Source organism: Brevibacillus sp. AG (assembly GCF_028369215.1).
Classification (GTDB): Bacteria; Bacillota; Bacilli; order Brevibacillales; family Brevibacillaceae; genus Brevibacillus; species Brevibacillus porteri.
Genome location: NZ_JAQMYO010000013.1, coordinates 99,040 through 119,176, shown reverse-complemented (window position 1 = coordinate 119,176; position 20,137 = coordinate 99,040). Strand labels below are relative to the sequence as shown.

Here is a 20,137-nt window from a genome sequence, read left to right as displayed (position 1 = left end):
GATTTTCAGACGAAGGCACCGGTTTTATTTTGTTTACGCGAATACAACTTTGGAAAAATCTGCGTAGCGATAAAGCACACGAGAAAGCTGCAAGAGAAGCCCCAGACGATTCGCACGAACAGCCTGATCTTCGGCCATGACCATTACCTTATCAAAGAATGCGTTGATCGGCTGGCGCAAGGTTGACAAGGTTGCGAGCACCTTCTCTTGATCCTTCAGACCCTCTACATCCTTTTGAACAGCTTGGAATGCCTGATACAAAGCACGTTCCACATCTTCTGCGAACAGAGCTTCGCTGACTTGGTCTGCTTCCGCTTTTTGTGCCAGATTGTTCACCCGGTTAAACTGCTCCACAATCAGCTTGAATTCTTCTGTTTGTACAGCTCCCATCAGTGCTTTCGCTTTTGCCAGCACCTCTGGAACCAGTGTCAGGTCAGCAGCAAGAACGGCGTCGATGACATCGTAGCGAACGCCATGATCCTGCAAGACGTTTTTCAGACGGAGTGCGAAGAAGTCTACGAGGTCTTTTTTCACGTCTTCTGCCGCTCTCTTGTTTACGCCTTGTGCTACATAGCCTTCCATCGCGGCATTCCACAGGTCAGCAAGAGAAATTTGCCAGTCGCGCTCCACCAAAATCGTAACGATCCCCGCTGCCATACGGCGCAGACCATACGGGTCCTGTGAGCCAGTAGGCACAATCCCAATCGAGAAGCAGCCTACGATCGTGTCCATCTTGTCAGCCAGGCTGGCGATAGCGCCTTGGGCGGAAGCAGGCATTTTGTCCCCTGCAAAACGCGGGAGGTAATGCTCGAATACGCCACTTGCGACGAGGTCGGACTCACCCGCTTTGCGCGCGTAATCTTCACCCATAATCCCTTGCAGTTCAGGGAATTCACCTACCATGTTGGTAACGAGGTCAAATTTTGCGATTTCTGCAATGCGGTCTACTTGTTTCGTCTCTTCCGCGCTCACACCCAGCTTGCTTGCAATTTGCGCAGCTGTTTTGCGTACACGACGAACTTTATCACCGATTGTTCCCAGCTCTTCATGGTAAACGATTGTCTCCAAGCGTTTCAGGCAGCTCTCAATGGACAGTTTTTGGTCTTCCACGTAGAAGAAACGAGCATCAGACAGACGTGCGCGAAGAACTTTTTCATTTCCTTTCGCTACGTTTTCCAGAGCGCGGCTGTCTCCGTTACGCACTGTCACAAAATGATTCAGCAATTGACCCTGTGCGTTTTCCACAGGGAAATAACGCTGGTGCTCACGCATGGAGGTAACCAAAACCTCACGTGGAATGGAAAGGAATTCTTGCTCAAACGTACCGTAAAGAGCGGTTGGATATTCTACAAGATGGACTACCTCATCCAGAAGTCCTTCGTCCATTGGAATCGTCCAGCCATTTTCCTTCTCCAAGCGATGAATCTGTTCTACAATGGCTGCTCTGCGCTCGTCGGGATTCACCATGACATATTGCTCTGCCAGCTTGCTCACGTATTCGCTTGGGTGATTCAACGTAACCTCTGTTCCCAAGAAGCGGTGTCCACGAGAAACGCGTCCGCTTTTTACGCCTGCAATCTCCAGATCGATCAATTCATCGCCGAACAAAGCAACCAGCCAACGAATCGGACGAACGTATTTCAAATCGCGTGCGCCCCAGCGCATGTTTTTCGGGAAGCTCATACCGGTGATCACTTCAGCCAGTTGCGGCAACAGCTCGGTAGTTGGTTTTCCCGCTTCGGATTTGCGCGCATGAACATACTCGATCCCGTTTACTTCTTTATAATACAGTTGGTCAGGCTCAACATTGTTGCTTCGTGCAAATCCGAGTGCTGCCTTGGACCAGTTCCCCGCTTCATCTTGTGCGATTTTGCGTGCAGGGCCTTTCGCTTCATCATTGCGATCAGGCTGCTTTTCTGCCAATCCATTGATCAACAGGGCAAAACGACGAGGTGTCTCCAATGCCGTAATTTGATCGAACGGCACGCGCTCAGCAGTCAGCCACTTTTCTACTTTTTCCTTGAATTGTGCCGCTGCCTGTGCGACAAAACGAGCAGGCATTTCTTCCAAACCAACCTCTACAAGTAGATCGCGCTTACTCATTTGTATCCTCTCCCTTCATCTGATTCACTTGATCCGCAGCATCTGCGTTGCCTTTTTGCAAAAGCGGGAAACCGAGGCGCTCACGCTCTTTATAGTAGGTTTGTGCTACTTCACGAGACAGATTACGTACACGAGCGATGTAGCCAGTACGCTCCGTCACACTGATGGCTCCACGCGCATCAAGCAAGTTAAAGGTGTGGGAGCATTTCAGTACGTAGTCATAAGCCGGGTAAACCAGTCGCTCCGCCATCAGTCTCTTCGCTTCTGCCTCATACGTATTGTAGAGAGAGAACAGCATGTCGACATCAGACAGCTCGAATGTGTATTTGGAATGCTCGTATTCTGGTTGCAAGAATACATCCCCGTACGTATACCCGTTGCACCATTCCAGATCGAACACATTTTCTTTCTCCTGAATATAGGAAGCCAAACGCTCCAGTCCGTAAGTCAACTCGACTGCCACTGGTTTACATTCCAGACCGCCCACTTGCTGGAAGTAAGTGAATTGTGTGATCTCCATTCCATCCAGCCAAACTTCCCAGCCTAAGCCCCAAGCGCCAAGCCCTGGGTGCTCCCAGTTGTCCTCTACAAATCGGATATCATGCTCCAGTGGCTCGATTCCGAGTTCGCGCAAGCTCTCCAGGTACAGCTCCTGAATGTTGTCCGGGGAAGGCTTCATGATTACTTGGAACTGGTGATGCTGATACAAACGGTTCGGGTTTTCCCCATAGCGTCCGTCAGCCGGGCGACGGGAAGGCTCTACATATGCCACATTCCACGGCTCAGGTCCAATGGAACGAAGGAAGGTCATTGGGTTTAACGTACCTGCCCCTTTTTCAACGTCATACGGCTGGACAATGAGACAGTTGTGCTTTGCCCAAAAGTTTTGCAGCGTCAAAATGATGTCTTGAAATGTCATTTTCATGCTTTTTCCTCCTCTAAACTTATTAGAACTTGGCTTTAAGTCGAAACTAAAAAAACCTCCCGCCTCTACACTGCCTGATGCGACAGTGTAGGGACGAGAGGATTCTCGCGGTTCCACCCTACTTGGCGAATGACTTCTTCGCCCACCTTACAATCAAATTGCTCCAGAACGCCCTTCATCAGCATGGTGATCGGGCTCTCACTACCCCCGATTCGCTATTCACAGCCAGTGGCCGACTACTCTTTTCCTTCATGGCAACATTCGGTATACAAGTTTGGTTCTTATCATAACGAAAACAAATTCGTATGTCAATTAGTCCTGATCGGATTGCGTCATTCTTTCCATACGCTCCAGTTGTTCCAGAAATGCTCGACTTTTCAGCCTGAGATCCAGATACTCGTCCATAAAACTCCGCAGCACATGCTTGAGCTGGTTGCGTGTAGCTGGTTTTACTTCAATGTCACCAAGCCGCTCCAAATCAAATACCTGGAATAGCCGTAACAGCTTCCAGGTAGAGGGTGTAACTGCCATCGCATACGGATCGGAAGGCTGGCAAACTGGGCACAGCAGGCCGCCCTGTCCCACACTGATTGCATAGGGCTCCCGCTGTTCGCCACAGTTTACACACGCCGTGAGCTGCGGGGAGATCCCCGCTACAATTAGCATCTTGGTCTCAAAAATACGACACAGGATCTCAGCATCTCGTCCTTCATCCAAATAGCGGAACGTATGAAGGAGTAGCTGAAACAAGTAGGGATTCGGCTCCCTTTCCTGCGTCAGTCGATCCAATAGTTCTGCTATGTATGCAGCATAAGCCGTAGCAGTCAGGCTTTGCCGCATATCCCGGAACGAATCCAACATATCTCCCTGAGAGAGATCAGGCATTCCTGTACCGGGTCCTGCCTTGCATAGATAATAACTATGCGAAAACAACTGGGAGACGGCGGCAATGCGGCTTTTGGTTTTTTTGGCACCACGGGCCATCACGCCTAATTTGCCGTTCTCCCGGGTAAACAATGTCATCACTTTACTGGACTCACCATAGTCCACACTGCGAATGACAATCCCTTCCCACTTTACAAGCATGCCTGCGTGTCACCCAATTCTTCCTGGGCGAGATCAAACGAGGTTTCCTCGCTGGAAACATCCGTTTGATGGTGATCACGGTAGAGAAGGTAAGCATGGATGTCACCGGTTGAAGCGAAAACTCTCCAAGAAAAGTCACGAAGCATGGAGCATCATCCTTTCCTATATCGGGTCTATCCACTTCCTTCTTAGAATCACCTTTGCCCGTTATTCTATGCCTTGGAAAAATTAACACATCGCGATGGGAATATTATTGCTCGTCGTAGAAACCGAAGTTACGCAGCATCCGCTCTTGGTTGCGCCAATCCTTTTTCACTTTGATCCAGAGCTCCAAAAATACTTGGTCCCCCATCAGTCTCTCGATATCCTTGCGCGCACGTTGACCGATTTCTTTGAGCATCTGACCTTTTTGCCCGATTAAAATACCGCGCTGGGAATCCCGCTCTACGTAAATGGCCGCGTAAATGTAAAGCGTTTTACCATTTTCGCCTCGCTTCATCTCTTCAATCACGACAGCGATAGAGTGAGGTACTTCTTCTCTCGTCAAATGCAGAACTTTTTCCCGAATCAACTCGGCTGCTACAAAACGCTCAGGATGATCTGTCACCTGATCCGCAGGATAATACATGGGGCCCTCTTCCATTTCGCCCAAAATAGCCTCCTGCAATGAACCTGTGTTGTTTCCTTCTAGCGCAGAGATTGGAACAATCTGCTTGAAATCATACAATTTGCGATAATCATCAATAATCGGCAGCAGTGCTTCCGGGTGCACCTTGTCAATTTTGTTGATGACCAAAAATACTGGCGTTTTGACCTGCTTCAGACGCTCGATGATGTAGTCGTCCCCGGCTCCGCGTTTCTCTGTTGCGTCGACAACAAACAGAACAAGATCTACTTCGTTCAATGTATTTTCGGCAACGGAAACCATGTAGTTTCCGAGTTTGGACTGCGGCTTATGAATACCAGGTGTATCCAAGAAAATGATCTGACCCTCTTCTGTCGTATGAACAGCCGTAATTTTATTACGTGTCGTTTGCGGCTTATTCGACATGATGGCGATTTTATGCCCTACAATATGATTCAACAGTGTTGATTTTCCAACATTTGGCCGTCCCACAATGGAAACAAAGCCCGATTTAAACGATTGCTTGGTCTTGCGATTATCCACGTAAATCCTCCTTGGTGAATGCGCCTGGAAGCAGGGCAGATACTGTCGTTTCCAAAATGTCGCCTTTGAGATTTGTCAAAAATACAGGCATGTCCGGCGGGCACAGCTCTGCCATGACTTGTCGGCAAGCCCCGCACGGTGATACAGCTTGCGGCGTATCGGCAGCAACGGCTAATGCCTTGTAAGTCCGATCGCCTTCCGAGTACGCTTTAAAAAGAGCCGTACGCTCTGCGCAGTTGCACAGCGAGTACGCTGCATTTTCAATATTGCCTCCCAAATAAACCTTGCCATTCTCAGCTAAAAGAGCTGCTCCTACCTGAAACTTGGAGTACGGTACATAAGCGAGCTTTCTAGCTTCGATTGCTTGTGCTAATAATGCTTGTTTATCCATTCTCATCATTCCTCATATGATTGATCTTTAACATCATTTCACAACAGAATGTGTCCAATGAGACACGAAGAAACCAGACTGAAAGGTCAACTAGAATGACCCGTCCGGTACCTCATTTGGCTATGAAAAAATTTCTTCTTCTCTACTAGTAAAAACTATCCCCATACTTTTTGCAACAGTGGCTGTCCAAATACAAGGACTCCAATGAGAAGGGACAGGATCGCTGCCACAAGCACAGCTCCTGCTCCCACATCTTTGGCAATCTTCGCCTTGGCGTGCCATTCTGGGGAAGCTAAATCAACGACTGCTTCAATCGCGGTATTTACCAGCTCAAGGGAGAAGACCAAACCGATAGAAAAAAGGACCAGCAAAACATCGCTGCGTGGTATCTGCAGCCACCACGCTGCCGCCAGCACTACAATGGCTGCGGCTACGTGGATTTGCATGTTTCGCTGTGTCCGTACGGTATAGGAAATTCCTTGTAGAGCATAGGCGAAGCTGCGAGTCAATCGTCGCCATTCCTTCAATGTAATCTCCTACCTCGTCAAGCCGATTTCTTCCAGCACCTTTTCTTGACGTGAAAACATTTCCTTCTCTTCTTCTGGCGTCCCATGATCGTAGCCAAGAAGGTGAAGAAAACCATGAACCGTGAGAAATCCGAGTTCGCGTTCAAATGAATGGCCATAGTCTTCGGCCTGCTCTTGTGCTTTTGACACGGAGATGATGATATCTCCAAGCATATTCGGAAACTCGCTGGCCTCATCCTCATCGATGAAGATTTCCATTTCCCCTTCACCCGGCTCGTTCATCGCAAAGGACAGAACATCCGTAGGCCTATCAACGCCTCGATAGTCGCGATTCAACTCGTGGATGCGCTCGTTGTTCACCAGCGTGACAACGACTTCTCCTTGTACGTCTTCCAGCTTAGCCGCTGCTTCCAGGCAACGGACAAGCAGGTTTTGCAAATTCTCATCGATCGGCTCGATTTCTTCATGAAGGATTTCTACAGATAACACAGATAAACGATCTCCTTTTTGTGACGCCATTTATTAATAGCCGTGATCTACTTCTTCCTTGGCATAGGCAGCGATAATTTTTTGTACCAGACTGTGACGAACGACGTCTCCCTCTTGGAAATGAATAAAGGCTACATCGGAAATCGGACTTAAGATGCGCTGTGCTTCGCGCAATCCGGATTTCTTGCCTTTTGGCAAATCCACCTGCGTCACATCACCCGTAATGACCATTTTGGAACCAAATCCAAGCCTGGTCAAAAACATTTTCATTTGCTCGGGAGTTGTGTTCTGGGCTTCATCCAAAATGACAAAGGAATCTTCGAGCGTACGACCACGCATGTACGCCAAAGGTGCAACCTCAATGAGTCCACGTTCCATCATTTTGGCGACTTGTTCATTGCCCAGCATGTCGTACAAGGCATCATAGAGCGGACGCAGATAAGGGTCTACTTTTTCCTGCAAATCTCCTGGCAAAAATCCAAGGCTCTCCCCCGCTTCTACGGCCGGTCTGGTAAGAACGATCCGTTTGACACGCGCATTTTTCAACGCATTTACTGCTGTGACAACAGCCAAATACGTTTTGCCGGTACCAGCTGGTCCAATTCCAAACACAATGTCATGCTTCTTGATCGCAGACAAGTAATGACGCTGACCCAATGTCTTTGCCCTGATTACTTTGCCACGTTGGGTACGAGCGACTTCTTCATCATACACATCGAGCAGTTGGGCACCTTCTCCCCGTTCAATCAACGACATCGCATAAGAGATGTCTCGTTCGGACAGGGCAATCCCTCTGCGAATCAACTGTAGCAGAATTTCAATCAACTCTGTCAGTTTGTCCACTTCCGGCTTATCCCCGCTAATAACCAGTTCGCCTTCTCGGGTCATAATTTTAGCGGAACTTCTTTGCTCGATCAGTGTTAGGTACGCGTCATGTGGTCCGAACAACAGCAAGGCCTCAGATGCGTCTGAAAACGGGATTCTTACCTCATCTTGTACGTGCAACAGGCTTCCATCTCCTTGCAACGGTAATCAGCAATGCGTCATTTGCTTGCCATCCCTCACTGCCCCACGAAAGGCTGTTCAATGGCAATATCTTCAATGACGGAAAAATGAATGCTTACGTAAACTTTACCATTCTCTGTTGTGACGTGCAAAACTTTTTCGTCCTGAATGAACGCATCTTTTCCAGCTTTTTGCAAGATATCCTCCCTGGCGAATTTTTTAGCCAGTTCCGTCGCTTCCTCCACGCTCATTTCTGTTTGAACGGGTTCTGTTTGCGCGTACGTTACTGTCTTCCAGCCAAGTGGTGAGGTATATCCCGCATACGAGGGCAAAAACCGTTGTTCTGCCATTTCAGCTTGTGCAAAGGACTGTTTTTCAAATGGCCACACGTATATCGCATAGGGGCCAACAAGCAGGTATTGCTGCTCCAGCTTTTCCCCCGTCAGACGGTGCATCGTTTGTTTTAGCGGGACCGATGTGTTGCTCATATACCACACTTCCCCTTGCACCTTGCCTCGCGCTGATACAGCTTGTTGACGGGCGTCATTGCCAATGATCCCAGAAATGAGCACTTGGCCTTTTTCCACCAATTGATTGCTCACAACCTGACTACGACCAACCTCTGGGAGAATTTTATGGACGACAGCCCTCTTTTTGGCTACAAGATGACGGGGACCTGTTGCAAGCGGCTTAACGGGAGCCTCTTTCTCAACCACTTGAAGCATGACCGTGGTTCCTTGAATCTCGATTCCAACCCAGGACGCTTCAGGCAACAGACTCAACAGCTCTTTTTGCAAAACCAACGGTTCTTTTAGTTTGACCTTCCATGCCCCTTCTTTAATCCCCACTTGTTCGGCAGCTTGAATCACCCGTCGTGGATCGACCATTTTTGTCCCACTTACCTCGACACTCCAGACAAAAGAGGAGAGCATGTACAATCCGATGAAAAAAAGAGCAGCCCCAATCGCCAATCCAGTTCGTCTGCGTAACCGCAGCAGCCAAAAAGGCAGCCCGTCTCTTGCCTCAACGTGACTACGACAGCCTGTCTCTTTTAAAAGCGGCCGTAAACGAAAATAATCACGAATCAAAATATCACAGCGAGTCACCTCTTCTCCTACCCTGCGAATATTCCAGATTCGAATTCCATCCCGTACGGCCATATTCAGCATCCGCTCAAATCGTTTTCCCCGAACGGTAATGGTTACATGTCCATCCACCCACTCCTTGATTCCATTCCGCATACGTGCCGCCCCCTCCCTCTAACAAAGATTACGAGCTCTGTGGTCCCGTCTCCAAAAATTTCACGCCACCAATTCTGCCTTCTAACAAAACCTCCTCAGGCAAAATCGCTCGGATGACGAGCTGTTCACCTGAAACAATCATTTGACCGTTCGTCAACAGCAGGCGAAGCTCTTTTTCGCTAAAATGCAAGACTCCTCGATGATTCTCTATATACATTTGCAAATGACCGATCATCGTGATGCGCGGGACTTCCAGGACTACATCTTGCGGCAGATCCAACACCCCTCCGGCCAACTGGCGCAGACGGCGGCTCCAACGCTTCATGGATTAGCCCCCCTTCTCGTTCTATATATTGGCGAATATGACGATCTCATCTGTTTGCAGGTGCAAAACCATTCTTATCTATGCGTATGCGGGAGCATAAAGAGGCATTCATCAAAAACAGTCACAAAAAAAGAGCTCTCGTCGCTCGCAATTTCGCAAGCACTTGAGAACTCAGACTTTGGAATACTTCAACAAACCCCATTGATTATTTGCTTTCTTTTGCAGGAGAAACCAGCTCTTTTCCTTTTGTAAGCGCCTTCCATTTTTTCATGACTCGTTTTACTTTTTCAGCTGAACAACCGCACGCGATCGCCGTTTCATATATCGATTTGTTTTCGAAGATGGCAAGCCGAATCACTTTTTGACGAAACCGCCCCATTTGTTCAAAAATTTGTTGATTCATCGCTTGACCTCTACCCCTTCTTCTATTGGAAGAATTTTCTTTACATTCAGGATAGTCAACAGGGATACGAGAAACAAGACAAGTTATTCGATATATTTCGACACGAAAACATTGGTTTCCATAAAAAAACAGGTGAACCGAGGTTCACCTGTTTAACTAGCTGCTATTATATCATTTTTCTTTGCCGAACCTGCTGGGCGTACGGAGCTTTTGAGCGCGGCTCTCCAAAAATGAGCGCCCACTTCATCCCATCACGCGGGTTGCCGTGTTTCGATGAGAGTGTTCCCGCTCGTTCCGAATCAGCGACCTTCATCGTTTCCGATTGCTTCACTGTGATAGTTGGACCCGTTGAAGCACGAGCTGTACTGGAGAATGCCCATTCCTGCTCGACTCCAATCCCTTCCATCGATTCTTGCTGAAGTGGCTCGTATTTGGAGGATGCCCGCACCGTCTCTCTACCGTAATCCTCCGTTTTCCTAGGGATATCCGACGTTGTGGCCGGGGTAAGCGGAGGCATTTTTTTGCCTTGAGACATCTTTTTCTTTCCGGCTTTGCCAAGAGCTTTGTATCCTAAGTAACCAAGGATGACAAACCAGAACTTGCCGATGAGCGGGATGATCCACTCGACTAAACCCAGTAAATCTACGACGAGATCCATGAGATCTTCCATGGCAATCGCCCTTATTCTTTCTCGTCTGGCATAGCAGGATCTTGTTTGTCACCTGCATGCCCGAAGGATTGACGCATTTGTGTATCAGCAGCAATGTTTTGCATGTTGTAATAATCCATTACGCCCATTTTGCCACTTTTCAATGCTTCGGACAAAGCGAGTGGTACTTGCGCTTCGGCTTCTACTACTTTTGCCTTCATTTCTTGTACGCGCGCAATCATTTCCTGCTCTTGGGCTACCGCCATGGCGCGACGCTCTTCCGCTTTCGCTTGGGCAATACGTTTATCTGCTTCTGCTTGGTCGGTTTGCAATTGTGCCCCGATGTTTTTCCCTACATCCACGTCCGCAATATCAATCGAGAGAATTTCAAAAGCAGTTCCGGCATCCAGACCTTTGTTCAATACCGTTTTAGAGATCAAATCCGGATTTTCCAATACGTCCTTATGTCCTTTTGACGAACCAATTGTCGATACGATCCCCTCACCTACGCGGGCGATAATCGTTTCTTCACCAGCACCACCGACCAATCGATCGATGTTGGCACGAACCGTTACTTTTGCACGAGTGCGCAGCTCGATACCGTCCTTAGCCATTGCTGCTACCACAGGTGTTTCAATCACTTTCGGGTTAACGCTCATTTGTACCGCTTCCAATACATCACGACCAGCCAGATCAATGGCTGCTGCTCGTTCGAAGCCAAGTGGAATATCTGCGCGTTGTGCTGCTACGAGCGCATCTACTACACGGTCTACGTTACCGCCTGCGAGATAATGGCTCTCCAATTGGTTTGTATCCAACTGCAAGCCGGCTTTACGCGCTTTAATCAAAGGATTCACAATACGAGATGGTACAACGCGACGCAAGCGCATAGCGACGAGGGTAATAATCCCGATATTCACACCGGAAGCCAGTGCAGAAATCCAGAGCATAACTGGTACGAACGAGAAGAAAATAGAAAGTACAACGATGGCTACTGCCACCATAAAAATAAGGGGAATCAAACCGCCTTCAAACATGAAGAACTCACTCCTTTTGTTCTAGTTCGGCAACGACGATACGCGTGCCTTCTACTTGCACAACGGTGATGGCAGTACCCGCTTCAATGAAACCACCAACCGATACTGCATCCACACGTTTTCCTTCCACCTTGACGACCCCTGCCGGGCGCAACGTTGTAAGGGCGATGCCTGATTTTCCTTCCAGCTCACGCTGATCGCGCGGTGCTACGTAGCCTTCTTCATTGCGCTGCGTGTCATCCAAGACAAACTTGTTGAATAGACCTTTGACCCCGTATTTCTTCACTAACAGGAACGTTACAATTGCCGTGATCAATGCAGCTACACCCAGCGATGCGAGCCCTTGCTGTGTGTCATAGGCTGCCATAACAAGGCCTGTCACAATGCTCACGAAGCCAATCGCTCCGACAATGCCGCCCGGAAGAAAAATTTCCATAAGCATCAGTAAGATTCCGATGGCAAACAGTCCGATGTGCAACCAGTTGGCAAATCCCGCTACATAATGCCCGAAGAAATACAAACTGAACGCGACGAGCGAAATCGTCCCCGCAACACCAAAGCCAGGGGCAAACAGTTCTACTACAATTCCTCCAAGTCCAATGACGAGCAGCAGACTCATCACAATGGGACTCGTCACCCATCTAGCGACTAGCTCTCCACCTGTTGGCTCAATCGCCTGAAGGGAATCCGACTGAATGCCGAGCTTTTTGAGCAGCGCTTCCTTATTGGACACCACATCATCTGCATAACCCAACTTCTTCGCTTGTTGGGCATCGAGAGAAAGCACCGTGCCTTTTGGCTTTAATCCTGGGAATTCTGTATCAATTTCCACCATCGCGCGAGCAACGTCAGGATTGCGATTGTTCAACTCCGCTGCCGCCTTCATTTTATTGCTCCAACCGGAAATGAACTTGATATCTGCTGCATTCCCTGCCAAGTCAATCGGTGCGGCTGCCCCCATGCTACTACCTGGAGTCATAATAATTTCATTTGCATTCAGGGCGATGTACGTTCCCGCTGAAAAAGCCTGGTTATCAATATAGGCTATCACATGCATGGGAGCCTGACGGATCAACTGACCAATCTGGTCGGCAGCATTCACTTCTCCACCTGGCGTATTGATATGCAGGATTACAAGATCTGCCTGCTGGTCCTGTGCGTCAGCAAATGCTCTTTCTAAAAAGCTCTCCAACCCTCGCTCGATCGTGCTATCTACTGGAATCCAGACAGCTTTTTGATAGGTCTGCGCTGTTGTGGATGCGGGAGCAAGAAGCATCGTCATTCCCATAATCAGGCAAAGAAGTGAAAAAAGCAATCGCACGCGGCTTTTTACTAGCCTTGTTGCACTCATTGCATGTACCTCCTTTCCATCTATCAGCTTCAACGTATGTGCAATAAGGTATACGAAAGAGTGAGGCAATTGTTTCATATTTATTTCACATCTGGGGAAAAAAAGAAAAACCCAACCTTTACAGGTTGAGTTTTTCTGTTCGTATCTATATGAGGTGTTACTCTCGTCTACGATGGTAGTTCCTCAGATACAATCTTTTGCACGAGGTTTCCGTCTGCTCTGCCTTTCACTTTCGGCATGATCGCACCCATCACTTTGCCCATCTCCTTTTTGGAGGAGGCATTGGTAGCTGCGATACCTTCCCGAACGATATCACGAATTTCGTCTTCGCTAAGCTGAGCGGGTAAGTAAGCGGAGAGCACGTCGATCTCTTCGCGCGTTTTCGAGGCAAGTTCCACGCGGCCTGCCTTCTCAAATTCGTGGAGGGATTCACGGCGTTGTTTTAACTCACGAGTCAAGATGGTCAGCACTTCGTCTTCAGACAAAAGTCTGCCCTTGTTAATCTCTTCGTTCTTTAATGCGGCTTTCACCATGCGAATAACAGAGAGTTTTAGAGCAGCTCTGTCCTTCATTGCTTGCTTCATATCTTGATCGAGTCGCTCCATTACACTCATGATGAGCCCTCCGTCAATTAAAACTTGCGCTTGCGAGCTGCTTCGGATTTCTTCTTGCGCTTAATGCTAGGCTTCTCAAAGTGGCGACGTTTACGCAGTTCCGCCATCACCCCGGATTTTGCGCTTTCACGCTTGAAGCGGCGAAGTGCGCTATCCAAAGACTCGTTTTTCTTGACTCGAATTTCTGCCATTTGTCTTCCCTCCCTCCGCTAAAACCGTGGGACGCCTGAGTCGAACGTACGAACAGACTGTCACACTTCATTATAGGATAGATGACTAAAGAAGGTCAACCTTTAGTTCAATTTTATTCGTAAAAACCGGACAAAAGATGATAATGAATGTGAAAAACCTCTTGTCCACCCTCTTTGCCGCAGTTGTTAATCAGGCGAAAACCTGGCAACTCCAGCTTTTTCGCCAAGAGTTGTGCGACATGATGGATATGCCCGATCAAGGGCAGGTCCTCGGCGCTTACATCCATGAGCGTGGGAATTGGCTTACGCGGGATAATCAACAAGTGAACGCGTGCTTTTGGTGCAATATCGTGGATGACAATGACGTGCTCATCCTCATACTCGATACGAGCAGGAATTTCACCGTCCATGATTTTGGTAAAAATACTTTTTTCCATGGGAGACTCCTTTCTTCCTCTGTATGTGGATCGTTATGTATGTAAGAATTGATCGTATCATATTCCCTCACTTTTGTCTTGCGGCGCTACCTAACGCATGGTAGCATGACTTCGAGGTTGAAACTGGATTACAAAAGGAGTTCGTGCAGATGAAACCAATTGCACTGGATCAGGCAGCAATCAACGCAGAAGGGATTTTGCTCACTGGTTCCCCAGGGCTTGCCTTGTCATCCGTTCACTTTGATACCCGCGAGTTGACTGCGGGATCTTTGTTTGTAGCGCTGACAGGCGGCGCACGGGATGGACATGATTTTTTGTTACAAGCAGCTGAACAAGGAGCTGTAGCTGCACTCGTTTCGAATCAGGAGAAGATTCCTGCGAACTTGCCAAACGATTTTGGGTTAATTCTCGTCAATGATACACTGCGTGGCTTTCAAAAGCTGGCTGCGGCTTATCGGAAAAGCTTTTCGTTCCCTCGCATCGCCATTACAGGAAGTATCGGGAAAACAACCGTGAAGGACATCGTGGCACACGTACTTGCGAGCCGTTCGCCCGTATACAAGACGTATAAAAACTTCAACAACCACATCGGTGTGCCTTTGTCGCTCTTACAGATGGAAGAAAAACATCAAGCTGCTGTACTGGAGCTCGGGATGAACCACGCCGGGGAAATCGATCTGCTCGCTTCGCTGGTCCAGCCAGATATTAGCGTGATTACATTTATCGGTGAGTCCCATATTGAACATTTTGGCACGCGTGAAAAAATTGCTCTCGCAAAGGCAGAGCTGCTTCCACATACCGCTCTTGACGGGCTCGTACTGCTCAACAAAGATTCCGAATATCTGCGATTGGTAGCCCATCTGTATCCGGGTGAGGTCATGTACTACTCTGTTCATGAGAAGGCGGATATTTGGGCGGAGCAAATCGAATCGGTTGAAGGTGGAACCCGCTTCAAAGTGAACTTTGCCTCCGGGGAGCATTTCGAGGCATTCCTGCCTCTGCACGGTCGGCATAGTGTCCTGAATGCTCTGCCTGCTGTTGCGATTGCCAAAAGGCTCGGGATGGATACGGAGCAAATTGTGCACGCCTTGTCTACCGTCCAGCTCTCAGCCATGCGATTTGAGCAGATCACATCCAAGTACGGTACGGTGTACATCAGTGACGCGTACAATGCCAGCCCTGTTTCCATGGAAGCTGCCGTCCGCACATTTGCTGACTTGTACCCTGATCGCGGGAGAGTCGTTGTCTTAGGGGATATGTATGAGCTCGGGCCAGACAGTGCGGCTATGCATGCGGGCGTCGGAGCCTCGCTTCAAGACATCGCTGAGCGCTTCGAGCTGCTCGTGACAGTTGGTGAGAATACTCGCCATCTCCATGATGCTTACACGGGGAACAAGCTGCATTTCGCCACAAAAGCAGAGGCACTGCGTGCATTACTGCCGCTACGCGATGACAAACACGCTTTCCTGTTTAAAGCCTCCAAAGGTATGTCATTATGGACGCTTATCACTGATTTGGAAGGTCACGAATAATAGATAAAGAACAGCCGCCTCTCGTATATACGGGAGACGGCTTCTTTTTTATCATCGTAGTTCAATGATATTGTTGGAAGGACCCAATTTTTCAAGCGGAAAATCGGTATAGTGGATCGATGCGAGATCAGCTACATAGTATAACTTCCCGTCCTTCGCCCAGCCGATGATGCGATGATTGTCACTTGAACTATAATAACCAGGCATTCCCTTGTCAGGAGAACCGAATGGATAGCTGCACTTTGTGACTTGTTTGCATGATTGAATATACATATACGAATCCTGAGAATTAGAAGTACGAGAGTGCTGTTCTACTGCCATCTGACTTCCTGATGGCGACCAAACAATTTTGTCCAAGTGTCTCTCAGTGAACACTGGATCCTTCAAATTGTTCTTTTTCCCTGTCTGCAAATCCAGCATGTATTCTTCTGTCATTGTTCGGATATAACGGTACTTCATATCGTTGGAGTAAGAAGGAAATGTGGTCATGTTGTGATCGTATTTCAGGCCAGTCGGTAAGTCTAACTCCTTATATGCGGTTTGCGTTCTGTAAAACAGCTTTTTCGAATTCGGCACCCAGTAATACATTTCTTCGTCTGTTCCACTCCGCCACTCATACTGGTCATTCTTTTTCATTTTGAGTGTAGGCAGATGCTGCAAGATCAGGTGGGCGCTTACCTTGGTATTGGATGAAAGCATGTCCATACGGGTAAAGACCATGTACTGTTCATCCGGTGAAACGGAAAAATCAAGGACGGGATACTGAGCTTCTGCCGGGACGAGTACCGTTTTTTTGCCGTCTGGCAGACTGAGCTTCACGATTCCGCCATTTTCACGAACGTAGAGCGCGTCCTGCTTCTGTGACCATTTGCCAAAACCGGATAGCTGCGTCATCTTTTTTGTTTGCATATCGTACAAGTACGGTATGGTTGGGTCTGCCTTCCCGTATCCGATTCTCTCCCCGTATACAAACCTGCTCGATGGCGACATGCTCGCCCGGTGGATCAAAGGCATGTTCGTAACGGTTTTTGTCACTTTTCCATCTACCGTTACTTTATAGATGACGACCGGCTCTGGCTTGCGAGGGTCTGCCTTCGCAGGAGCAGAGGCATTGATTTGCCCAGGGACAAGGATGCCCAGCAAGGAAATCAGCAAGCATGAGAGCAATATGCGTTTTTTCATCTAGTGTCCTCCTAAATAAGTGATCAATACGAAGACGTTCACTGAAGGCATTTGGTTTCTTTTGGAATTAAAAAAGATCGGAAGCAATCCCCTCGCTCCCGACCTTTCTGTCACTTACGGACTAACAGCATACCCTTCCGCAGCCATTCTACCTCTTCAGCTAACACAAGCTTTGGATTCTGACCAAACCATTCGATAGAACCAAAATAATCGGTATCTGCAATCTTCTCTAAAATAGGTCCATAATCTACAGCTCCCTCACCGAGTGGTACCATTCCCTCACGATCCCCGTTAGGGGCATATACATTATGCGGAGCGAATACCGACAGATGATTCGATGAAGAGATATTTTTCAAATGATAATGAGCCACCCACGGCTTCAATTGGTTGTATGCGTCGATTGGATCAGCACCTGATTCCCAGACATGAAGAAAATCAAGATTAACTTTTAGTGCAGGATGATTGACTTCCTGCAACAGAGCAAGCGTCGAGCTCATAGAATCCGTGAGCGTATTCGGATGTGTTTCGACCAAGAGCTGAATTCCGTGCTCCTGACACATCTGACATAAGATGTACAAATGATGTACATAACACGCCCGCTCTTCTGGCCCAACTTCCTTACTCGCCTTCTGTCCAGCGAACGTCCTAATTTGCTTTACATTTAGCCATTTCGCCAATGAAATGAGTCTTTTTGCTTTTTCCAGTGTACGATGAAATCCAGATGAGGTCGTAATATCTAGATAATCGCTCAGCATAGAGATACACATGCCTTGATCCCTGAGTATTCCTAGCTGTTCCTCCATCTCTATTCGATCATGATCGTACAGATCTTGAGCGTGAATTCCCCACAACTCCATTCCATCAAAATGATGACGATGAGCAAACCGAACAATTTCCGCAAACGAAATCAACTGGTGGCGAAAAGTGATTGTGCACAATGAGAGTTTCATTTGACCTTTACCTCCACCCTTTTTCGTCTACAGTGACGAGACTTTTATCCATTTGGGTCCACAGAACAAACTGACGTTCCAACTCTTTTTTCACTTCAAGTTCAATCAGATCAATCTCTTCTAACGCCTCGATAATCGGAGGTAACAACGCCATATTCTTGGTCATCGCCATTTTGACAGACAAGTACTGCGCTGTCGTAAACCCTTGGTAGATGTCCTCCACTTTATAGGCAATGCGCAAAAACTCATCACGATGGTATTGCAGGTAATCTTGCAGATATAGAAATGCATACTCATAGCTGTATTTACGGATCGCAATCACTTTAACCTGAGTCACTGCTGGGAGTAACATGTCCAAGTTGTATCCATTGCGCCCTTCTGCCATGTCCGTAATCAATTGCTTCAATTCAACCGTAAACGGATTATGATCACGTTTGAGTGCTGCGTAGAAGTAGTCGTGGATCATTTCATAGGTTGGTTCCTTAATTTCACTCGCATCCACCATAAAGCCGCCACCAAACGGATTTTCTAAGAAGGCTTTGATCACTGTCTCCTTCTTCACATTGCCTTCCCAACGAAAATCCGGGTCAAACATAAACCACTCATCTTCATTCTCCGTTTTTGAAATCATCAAAAAATGCGGGAATGGCTTCAACGCAAATTTATTATCTCGCTCTGGAACCAGCGACATGTCTATCTGAACAAGGACAAACTGATCCTCGGTACGCTTATCAATTAGCTCTAAGAACATGTCCAGATTGGAGGCTTTATCTTTGGAATGATCATACCATTCCGTTACGTTCGCTCGAAAAAGTCGTTCATATCCCTTGATAATCTCCTCATGGTTATCAATGTAGTACGTAACCACACCTTGATCCGTTATGGAGTACTCGGCATCCCATATGCCAAAGTAATAGGGACGATAATCAATTTTTGTGCGACGCTTAATCACTTCGCATAGGCATGAAATAATGCAATGAACCTTAACCATTCTGTATCCCCCACTCGATGTTTGTATAGTTGCTAATTCGACACATGCTGCGGTGCCAGCTGTTCAACAAAAGTAAGGAGTGATCCAACCGTTTGGAAGATTCGTGGATCTAACTCATGAGCAGGTACTACCAATTTCAAATCTTCCTCGATATAAACAATCAGTTGTAACAGCATAATTGAATCAATATGTAGATCCTCATTCAATCGCATGGACTCCTCCAGCGTGAGGATATGCGATAATTTTAATTTTTCGGTCATGATCGTATGGATTTGCTTCATTCTTTCTGTTCGAATCATTTGCTGATCGTCTCCATTTCTAATAATCGACGGCTGATTTTTCCTGTGGCTGTCTTAGGAATGCTCGTCACACATTGGATTTCGAATGGGACTTTATAGCCTGGCAAACGATCTTGGCACCATTCCCTGATTTGTTCAGGAGTAGTTCCTCCCTCTGTAATAACCTGCGCCTTCACAATCTCTCCCATGACCGGATGACGTCCGCGATACACAACCACTTCTTTTGTCCCATTCATTTTCAAGATGACGTCCTCAACCTCTAAAGGAAATACCTTTAAGCCAGAGACGTTAATCACATCATCCATCCTCGACACAAATTGAATATGGCCTTCTCCCGTCCAGAAACCTAAATCCTGCGTCGCTATTTCGTTCTGTCCAATTCGAATGACTATTTCCGCAGGTTGTTCTTCATTCTCACCTGCTGTCATTGTCACGTGGGAAAGGGGGACACCCAGATCTGTATGCGTCCGCATCTGTTTACTCATACTGACGCACCCCGCCTCGGAGCATCCATATTGTTGCATCAAGATGTCGCTCATGCCTTGCAGCTTTTGAAACAAGCCTTCTGGCATTGGAGCGCCAGATGTCATTAACCGGTGAAAGCGTACCTGCTCTCGCGTAAAGCTTGATAAGATGTGATAAAAGACTGGCAGACCATAAACAATATGCTGGGGAATATCTTGAATCACTTGCAGAGCAAACTTCGGATTTTTGTGCGTCACAATCGAAGGCTTACTTCCCCGTTCCAGTGCTGCCAAAACGCCACATATCAATCCATACGAATGTGTCACCGAGGCCAGCACGATCGGGGTTAACGCTTCCTCTCCCCGAAACAACTCGTTGTAGGCTTGAATTTCTGTTTGGATATCATCCCAGCTTCTCCCGATTAGCTTCGCGTCCCCCGTAGTACCTGAACTATATTGATAGAGCGATGGTTTTTCGCTCTGTTGTTTATCCGCGATGGACAAGAAGTGTTTCGTCTCCTGATAAACAAGCCCATAACATCTTGCCTTCACCGCCATTTGATAAGCGGTTTCCATTGGGGTTTCCCCATGAATTAATAGCACCGAAGCGTTATGCTCACGTAAATATTGAACAAGACTAATCACGTCAAGTGGGTCAGCTATGCAGACTGCGTACCTCTGTCCTTCCGGCTGTCGGAAATGATCCATGCTTTCGAACCCTTGCTTATGTCTCTCCATTTCATGCACAGAAATCTCATTTTGATTCACAATGATCAT

Annotated in this window: 24 protein-coding genes and 1 other annotated feature; of the genes, 1 reads left to right on the top strand and 23 read right to left on the bottom strand. The window is 47.6% G+C overall.

Going from position 1 to position 20,137, the window contains the following annotated elements; translation table 11 throughout:
* Positions 1-33 precede the first annotated feature (33 nt).
* From glyS to POF51_RS27115, 18 genes are all read right to left on the bottom strand, one after another.
* Positions 34-2,103 (bottom strand): glycine--tRNA ligase subunit beta, encoded by a 2,070-nt coding sequence (gene glyS, locus POF51_RS27200; protein WP_106835091.1) that lies wholly within the window; start codon positions 2,101-2,103, stop codon positions 34-36.
* Complete coding sequence (gene glyQ, locus POF51_RS27195) at positions 2,096-3,022, bottom strand: glycine--tRNA ligase subunit alpha (protein ID WP_069850724.1); 927 nt, start codon at positions 3,020-3,022, stop codon at positions 2,096-2,098. The genes glyS and glyQ overlap by 8 nt, the downstream gene beginning before the upstream one ends.
* Positions 3,023-3,114: 92 nt before the next feature.
* Positions 3,115-3,290, bottom strand: a binding site (T-box leader).
* A gap of 50 nt (positions 3,291-3,340) precedes the next feature.
* Positions 3,341-4,114, bottom strand: coding sequence for a DNA repair protein RecO (recO, locus tag POF51_RS27190; protein WP_017247749.1), 774 nt, complete (start codon positions 4,112-4,114; stop codon positions 3,341-3,343).
* A complete protein-coding gene (locus tag POF51_RS27185) occupies positions 4,105-4,260 on the bottom strand; it encodes a YqzL family protein (RefSeq protein ID WP_012685773.1) in 156 nt (51 codons plus the stop codon). The genes recO and POF51_RS27185 overlap by 10 nt, the downstream gene beginning before the upstream one ends.
* A gap of 104 nt (positions 4,261-4,364) precedes the next feature.
* Entirely contained in the window at positions 4,365-5,282 is a 918-nt protein-coding gene (era, locus tag POF51_RS27180) for a GTPase Era (protein WP_069850248.1), read from the bottom strand.
* Positions 5,275-5,673, bottom strand: coding sequence for a cytidine deaminase (cdd, locus tag POF51_RS27175; RefSeq protein WP_069850250.1), 399 nt, complete (start codon positions 5,671-5,673; stop codon positions 5,275-5,277). Before cdd ends, era begins: the two co-directional genes overlap by 8 nt.
* A 155-nt stretch (positions 5,674-5,828) precedes the next feature.
* Positions 5,829-6,200, bottom strand: coding sequence for a diacylglycerol kinase family protein (locus POF51_RS27170; protein WP_106835087.1), 372 nt, complete (start codon positions 6,198-6,200; stop codon positions 5,829-5,831).
* 9 nt (positions 6,201-6,209) lie between these two features.
* Positions 6,210-6,719 carry an rRNA maturation RNase YbeY gene (gene ybeY / locus POF51_RS27165; protein ID WP_170831619.1) on the bottom strand — a complete coding sequence of 170 codons (510 nt, stop codon included), beginning with the start codon at positions 6,717-6,719 and terminating at the stop codon, positions 6,210-6,212.
* Positions 6,720-6,722: 3 nt separating this feature from the next.
* Positions 6,723-7,694, bottom strand: coding sequence for a PhoH family protein (locus POF51_RS27160; RefSeq protein WP_069850256.1), 972 nt, complete (start codon positions 7,692-7,694; stop codon positions 6,723-6,725).
* A 56-nt stretch (positions 7,695-7,750) separates the two neighbouring features.
* Positions 7,751-8,935 carry a sporulation protein YqfD gene (gene yqfD, locus POF51_RS27155; protein ID WP_271756486.1) on the bottom strand — a complete coding sequence of 395 codons (1,185 nt, stop codon included), beginning with the start codon at positions 8,933-8,935 and terminating at the stop codon, positions 7,751-7,753.
* A gap of 28 nt (positions 8,936-8,963) precedes the next feature.
* Entirely contained in the window at positions 8,964-9,260 is a 297-nt protein-coding gene (gene yqfC / locus POF51_RS27150) for a sporulation protein YqfC (RefSeq protein ID WP_007727617.1), read from the bottom strand.
* Positions 9,261-9,465: 205 nt separating this feature from the next.
* Positions 9,466-9,663 (bottom strand): hypothetical protein, encoded by a 198-nt coding sequence (locus POF51_RS27145; protein WP_069850261.1) that lies wholly within the window; start codon positions 9,661-9,663, stop codon positions 9,466-9,468.
* Positions 9,664-9,829: 166 nt separating this feature from the next.
* On the bottom strand, positions 9,830-10,333 hold the full coding sequence (locus POF51_RS27140; RefSeq protein ID WP_069850263.1) for a hypothetical protein: 504 nt from the start codon (positions 10,331-10,333) through the stop codon (positions 9,830-9,832).
* 11 nt (positions 10,334-10,344) lie between these two features.
* Positions 10,345-11,349 (bottom strand): flotillin-like protein FloA, encoded by a 1,005-nt coding sequence (floA, locus tag POF51_RS27135; protein WP_017247740.1) that lies wholly within the window; start codon positions 11,347-11,349, stop codon positions 10,345-10,347.
* 7 nt (positions 11,350-11,356) lie between these two features.
* Complete coding sequence (locus POF51_RS27130) at positions 11,357-12,700, bottom strand: NfeD family protein (protein WP_069850265.1); 1,344 nt, start codon at positions 12,698-12,700, stop codon at positions 11,357-11,359.
* A 167-nt stretch (positions 12,701-12,867) separates the two neighbouring features.
* The gene (locus POF51_RS27125) at positions 12,868-13,314 is read right to left on the bottom strand and encodes a GatB/YqeY domain-containing protein (RefSeq protein WP_007727628.1); all 447 of its coding nucleotides are present in this window, start codon (positions 13,312-13,314) and stop codon (positions 12,868-12,870) included.
* Positions 13,315-13,331: 17 nt separating this feature from the next.
* Complete coding sequence (rpsU, locus tag POF51_RS27120; protein WP_007727630.1) at positions 13,332-13,505, bottom strand: 30S ribosomal protein S21; 174 nt, start codon at positions 13,503-13,505, stop codon at positions 13,332-13,334.
* Between the two features lie 113 nt (positions 13,506-13,618).
* The gene (locus POF51_RS27115) at positions 13,619-13,942 is read right to left on the bottom strand and encodes a histidine triad nucleotide-binding protein (RefSeq protein WP_012685763.1); all 324 of its coding nucleotides are present in this window, start codon (positions 13,940-13,942) and stop codon (positions 13,619-13,621) included.
* Positions 13,943-14,091: 149 nt separating this feature from the next.
* Here POF51_RS27115 and POF51_RS27110 point away from each other — a divergent pair, with 149 nt between their 5' ends.
* Positions 14,092-15,474: a UDP-N-acetylmuramoyl-tripeptide--D-alanyl-D-alanine ligase gene (locus POF51_RS27110; protein WP_069850267.1), complete on the top strand. Its 1,383-nt coding sequence runs from the start codon at positions 14,092-14,094 to the stop codon at positions 15,472-15,474.
* 51 nt (positions 15,475-15,525) lie between these two features.
* Here POF51_RS27110 and POF51_RS27105 read toward each other — a convergent pair whose 3' ends face one another.
* From POF51_RS27105 to POF51_RS27085, 5 genes are all read right to left on the bottom strand, one after another.
* The gene (locus POF51_RS27105; protein WP_069850269.1) at positions 15,526-16,656 is read right to left on the bottom strand and encodes a hypothetical protein; all 1,131 of its coding nucleotides are present in this window, start codon (positions 16,654-16,656) and stop codon (positions 15,526-15,528) included.
* Between the two features lie 110 nt (positions 16,657-16,766).
* Complete coding sequence (locus POF51_RS27100; protein WP_069850271.1) at positions 16,767-17,606, bottom strand: sugar phosphate isomerase/epimerase family protein; 840 nt, start codon at positions 17,604-17,606, stop codon at positions 16,767-16,769.
* Positions 17,607-17,613: 7 nt separating this feature from the next.
* On the bottom strand, positions 17,614-18,597 hold the full coding sequence (locus tag POF51_RS27095) for a DUF6005 family protein (protein ID WP_069850273.1): 984 nt from the start codon (positions 18,595-18,597) through the stop codon (positions 17,614-17,616).
* Positions 18,598-18,629: 32 nt separating this feature from the next.
* Positions 18,630-18,896, bottom strand: a complete 267-nt coding sequence (gene asbD, locus POF51_RS27090; protein ID WP_069850274.1) for a petrobactin biosynthesis protein AsbD — start codon at positions 18,894-18,896, stop codon at positions 18,630-18,632.
* The gene (locus tag POF51_RS27085; protein WP_069850276.1) at positions 18,893-20,137 is read right to left on the bottom strand and encodes an AMP-binding protein; all 1,245 of its coding nucleotides are present in this window, start codon (positions 20,135-20,137) and stop codon (positions 18,893-18,895) included. Before POF51_RS27085 ends, asbD begins: the two co-directional genes overlap by 4 nt.

What these genes read in the sequence shown, in the direction of transcription:
- POF51_RS27130 (WP_069850265.1), bottom strand. Translation starts at nt 12,700, where the DNA reads ATGAGTGCAACAAGGCTAGTAAAAAGCCGCGTGCGATTGCTTTTTTCA.
- asbD (WP_069850274.1), bottom strand. Translation starts at nt 18,896, where the DNA reads ATGATTCGAACAGAAAGAATGAAGCAAATCCATACGATCATGACCGAA.
- recO (WP_017247749.1), bottom strand. Translation starts at nt 4,114, where the DNA reads ATGCTTGTAAAGTGGGAAGGGATTGTCATTCGCAGTGTGGACTATGGT.
- POF51_RS27110 (WP_069850267.1), top strand. Translation starts at nt 14,092, where the DNA reads ATGAAACCAATTGCACTGGATCAGGCAGCAATCAACGCAGAAGGGATT.
- POF51_RS27125 (WP_007727628.1), bottom strand. Translation starts at nt 13,314, where the DNA reads ATGAGTGTAATGGAGCGACTCGATCAAGATATGAAGCAAGCAATGAAG.
- yqfD (WP_271756486.1), bottom strand. Translation starts at nt 8,935, where the DNA reads ATGCGGAATGGAATCAAGGAGTGGGTGGATGGACATGTAACCATTACC.
- POF51_RS27095 (WP_069850273.1), bottom strand. Translation starts at nt 18,597, where the DNA reads ATGGTTAAGGTTCATTGCATTATTTCATGCCTATGCGAAGTGATTAAG.
- POF51_RS27140 (WP_069850263.1), bottom strand. Translation starts at nt 10,333, where the DNA reads ATGGAAGATCTCATGGATCTCGTCGTAGATTTACTGGGTTTAGTCGAG.
- POF51_RS27185 (WP_012685773.1), bottom strand. Translation starts at nt 4,260, where the DNA reads ATGCTTCGTGACTTTTCTTGGAGAGTTTTCGCTTCAACCGGTGACATC.
- POF51_RS27105 (WP_069850269.1), bottom strand. Translation starts at nt 16,656, where the DNA reads ATGAAAAAACGCATATTGCTCTCATGCTTGCTGATTTCCTTGCTGGGC.
- floA (WP_017247740.1), bottom strand. Translation starts at nt 11,349, where the DNA reads ATGTTTGAAGGCGGTTTGATTCCCCTTATTTTTATGGTGGCAGTAGCC.
- cdd (WP_069850250.1), bottom strand. Translation starts at nt 5,673, where the DNA reads ATGGATAAACAAGCATTATTAGCACAAGCAATCGAAGCTAGAAAGCTC.
- glyQ (WP_069850724.1), bottom strand. Translation starts at nt 3,022, where the DNA reads ATGACATTTCAAGACATCATTTTGACGCTGCAAAACTTTTGGGCAAAG.
- ybeY (WP_170831619.1), bottom strand. Translation starts at nt 6,719, where the DNA reads ATGGCGTCACAAAAAGGAGATCGTTTATCTGTGTTATCTGTAGAAATC.
- POF51_RS27100 (WP_069850271.1), bottom strand. Translation starts at nt 17,606, where the DNA reads ATGAAACTCTCATTGTGCACAATCACTTTTCGCCACCAGTTGATTTCG.
- POF51_RS27115 (WP_012685763.1), bottom strand. Translation starts at nt 13,942, where the DNA reads ATGGAAAAAAGTATTTTTACCAAAATCATGGACGGTGAAATTCCTGCT.
- rpsU (WP_007727630.1), bottom strand. Translation starts at nt 13,505, where the DNA reads ATGGCAGAAATTCGAGTCAAGAAAAACGAGTCTTTGGATAGCGCACTT.
- glyS (WP_106835091.1), bottom strand. Translation starts at nt 2,103, where the DNA reads ATGAGTAAGCGCGATCTACTTGTAGAGGTTGGTTTGGAAGAAATGCCT.
- POF51_RS27085 (WP_069850276.1), bottom strand. Translation starts at nt 20,137, where the DNA reads ATGATCATTGTGAATCAAAATGAGATTTCTGTGCATGAAATGGAGAGA.
- POF51_RS27145 (WP_069850261.1), bottom strand. Translation starts at nt 9,663, where the DNA reads ATGAATCAACAAATTTTTGAACAAATGGGGCGGTTTCGTCAAAAAGTG.
- yqfC (WP_007727617.1), bottom strand. Translation starts at nt 9,260, where the DNA reads ATGAAGCGTTGGAGCCGCCGTCTGCGCCAGTTGGCCGGAGGGGTGTTG.